Annotated in this window: 2 protein-coding genes and 1 pseudogene; 1 reads left to right on the top strand and 2 read right to left on the bottom strand. The window is 66.1% G+C overall.

Translation table 11 applies throughout. The features are described 5' to 3' along the window. Nucleotides 1-208: 208 nt before the first annotated feature. Nucleotides 209-1,399, top strand: coding sequence for an IS110 family transposase (locus ADL05_RS26740; RefSeq protein ID WP_053619804.1), 1,191 nt, complete (start codon nucleotides 209-211; stop codon nucleotides 1,397-1,399). Nucleotides 1,400-1,488: 89 nt separating this feature from the next. Here ADL05_RS26740 and ADL05_RS26745 read toward each other — a convergent pair. Together ADL05_RS26745 and ADL05_RS26750 are read right to left on the bottom strand one after the other, a co-directional pair. Next, nucleotides 1,489-2,478, bottom strand: a pseudogene (locus ADL05_RS26745) (tyrosine-type recombinase/integrase); the annotation flags it as partial. A gap of 181 nt (nucleotides 2,479-2,659) precedes the next feature. After that, nucleotides 2,660-3,104, bottom strand: a 445-nt coding sequence (locus ADL05_RS26750) for an IS3 family transposase (protein WP_156366068.1), incomplete at its 5' end; no start/stop codon positions are given.

Below are 3,104 nucleotides of genomic sequence, written 5' to 3' on the forward strand. Positions count from 1 at the left end.
GGAAACCTTGAGAATGGAGGGGTGGTCCAGGGGGTCTGGGCGAGGCTGACGAGAAAATGCCGCTCATGGCTCCTGGGGTATGGCCACCCGACCCCTGGACACTCCGACCTCTGATTGAGAACTGCGGCCCATCGCTTCGACAAGGTTTCGATGGCGGGGTGCTCCACGGACCACGAATACGCAGGTCACGTATGGAGCAGGTGGATAGTTGAGTACTCATCAGCGGATCTGGGTCGGTGTCGACGCCGGCAAGGCTCACCACTGGGCGGTCGCCGTCGACTCTGACGGCACCAAGTTGCTCTCACGCAAAGTGGTCAACGACGAGACCGAGATTCTCGACCTGATCGGTGACGTGTGTCCCTTGGCTGGTGAGGTGCGGTGGGCGGTAGACATCTCCAGTCGGCCCTCCGCGTTGCTCCTGGCGCTGCTGCTCGCGCACGACCAAGAGGTGGTCTACATCCCCGGGCGGACGGTCAACCGCATGTCCGGAGCGTTCGCCGGTGACCACAAGACCGACGCCAAGGACGCCCAGACCATCGCCGAGACCGCCCGGATGCGGTCGGACTTCCGTCCGCTGGAGGTGGCCCCGGGCCTGGTGGGAGAACTGTCCCTGCTCACGTCCTACCGGTCGAACATGACGGCTGACCGGGTGCGGATGATCAACCGGCTGCGCGAACTGCTGGTGGGGATCTGCCCGGCCCTGGAACGCGCGTTCGAGTTCCGCAAACGGCCCGGCCTGGTGGTGGTGAGCGGGTACTGCACGCCCTCCTCCCTGCGGCGAATCGGCGTGACGCGGCTGAGTGCGTGGTTGGCCAAGCGCGACGTTCGCAACGCCGCCTCCTTCGCGGAGAAGGCCGTCGAGGCCGCCAAGTCACAGACCACCGCTCTGCCGGGTGAGAAGCGGGCCGCCGTGCTGGCCTCGGGTCTGGCTCGGCAGATCCTGGATCTGGACGAGCGGATCAAGAAGATCGACCGGGAGATCGCCGAGGTCCTGGTCCAGGACGAGCGAAGCGCGATCATCCAGTCCATGCCGGGCATGGGGCCGCTGCTGACCGCGGAGTTCATCGCCCTGGCCGGAGACCTGTCCGGATACCGGGATGCTGGGCACCTGGCCTCACACGCGGGTATCTCCCCGGTCTCGCGGGATTCGGGTAAGCGGACGAACAACAACCGCAGACCGAAGTTCTACAGCCGAAGACTGTGCCGCCTGTTCTACCTCTCGGCGCAGTCTGCACTGCTCAGACCGGGAGCTTCGCAGGAGTACTACCGGCGAAAACGAGCTGAGGGGATGCTTCACCCTCAGGCGGTGTTGTGCCTGGCCAGGCAGCGGATCAACGTGCTGTGGGCGATGTTGCGGGATGGGCGCCATTACGCCCATCCCGTTGCCTCAGCGACTTGACACGGCCATTGAGATACCCCAGGGGTGAACCCGCCTGTTGGCCTGGGGCCGATAGGGCCGTGTGGCTCTTGGTGTGCTCGCCCGTTCGACTACGGCACCGGAGCCTTCACCGGAACCGGCCCGCCTCGCAGCAGAGACGCGGTGGCCTCGGCTGCCGCCTTCGCCACATCGGGAAACACCGTCTGGTACGTGTCCTGCGTAAAGTGGACGGTCGCGTGCCCGAGCTCGTTCGAGACCACCTTCACATCCGACCCCGCGGCCAACGCCATCGAGGCAGCCCCGTGACGCAGCCCGTGCAACGTGATCGGCGGCAACCCCGCCGCCCGCGAGATCCGCAGGAACCAGTCACTGACCTGCGCCGGATGCCACCCCGTGCCGTCCTTGCGGGTGAACGCCAGGCCCGTGTCCTCCCAGGCCTGGCCCGCTTTGAGGCGCTCCTCGTTCTGGAACCTCTTCCACGCCCGCAGCACCTTCACGGTGTCGTTGTCCAGGGTGATGGTGCGCTGGCCCGCCGCGCTCTTCGGCGTCGTGGTCACCGTCTCCCACACCAACTGCACCACCTGGACCCGGATATCGACCTGCCCATCGGTCAACCTCGTGTTGGACCACGGCAACCCGACCGCCTCACCCCGACGCAGGCCTTTGGCGGCGATGAGGTGGAACATCGGGTATAGCCACCGGTACTTCCTCGCGTGGGTCAGGAAGGCGCGGGTCTGCTCCGGAGTCCACACCATCACCTCGCCCGGCACCGTCCCGTCCGCTTTCCATTGGCGGACCCGGTCGGGTGTCCACACCATCGGCTTGACCCTCGGGCATGACGGGAGGCGTACGTGCGAGGCGATGTTCACCGACACAGGCAGATCCGGACGGCGGACCGCATCGGACAGGGCGCTGCGCAGCGTCGCGCGGATCCGGTGCTTGGTCGAGAGCGAGATGACGCGCTGCCCGCGCGCCGACGCCTTCACCTTCGCATCGTCGGACTCGCGGCACTCCAGGATGCGGGTGTTGGCCTCCTCGATCTCGGCGAACATCGCCTCGACGTGGCGGGCCTGGAGCTTGTCCAGACGTCGCCGGCCTAGGCACTGTTTTTTGAACGGGTCAGGTCCCGGAGCCAGATCCGGATCGAGGCGACCTGCACGGTCCCGTCGAAGATCGCGGCCCGCTTGTCGTAGCGGGTCGCGACCGCCCGGTTCTGCTTGAGCAGGTTGATCGCCCGCTCCTGGTGTGTCCTGAGTTTGGTGGAGCCGTGTTTCTGGATTCTCAGGCCACGGTGCTCGGTTGTTTGTTCTCGAACTCTATGGGTGTCAGCCAGCCGATCGCCGAGTGCCAACGCTGCCGGTTGTGGAAGATCTCCAGGTACTCGAAGATCGCGTTGGCCAACTCCAGCCGGGTCCGCCACCTGCGCCGATCCAACAGTTCGACCTGCATGCGCGACCAGAACGACTCGATGACGGCATTGTCGTAGCAGTCCCCGATCGATCCCATCGAGGGCACCAGCCCGGACTCCTTGGCCCGACGCGTGAAGGCCCACGACCCGAACTGCACGCCATGATCGGAGTGGATCACCGTCCCCGGAGCTGGTCGGCGGTTGTCGATGGCCATGCCCAGCGCGTTCGTGGTCAACGCCGCCGTGGGCGAGGAATCGATCGCCCACCCGACCACACGCCGCGAGCACACGTCCAGCACCACCGCGCAGTAGACCTTG

It is taken from the genome of Nocardiopsis sp. NRRL B-16309 (assembly GCF_001279585.1).
Taxonomy (GTDB): domain Bacteria; phylum Actinomycetota; class Actinomycetes; order Streptosporangiales; family Streptosporangiaceae; genus Nocardiopsis.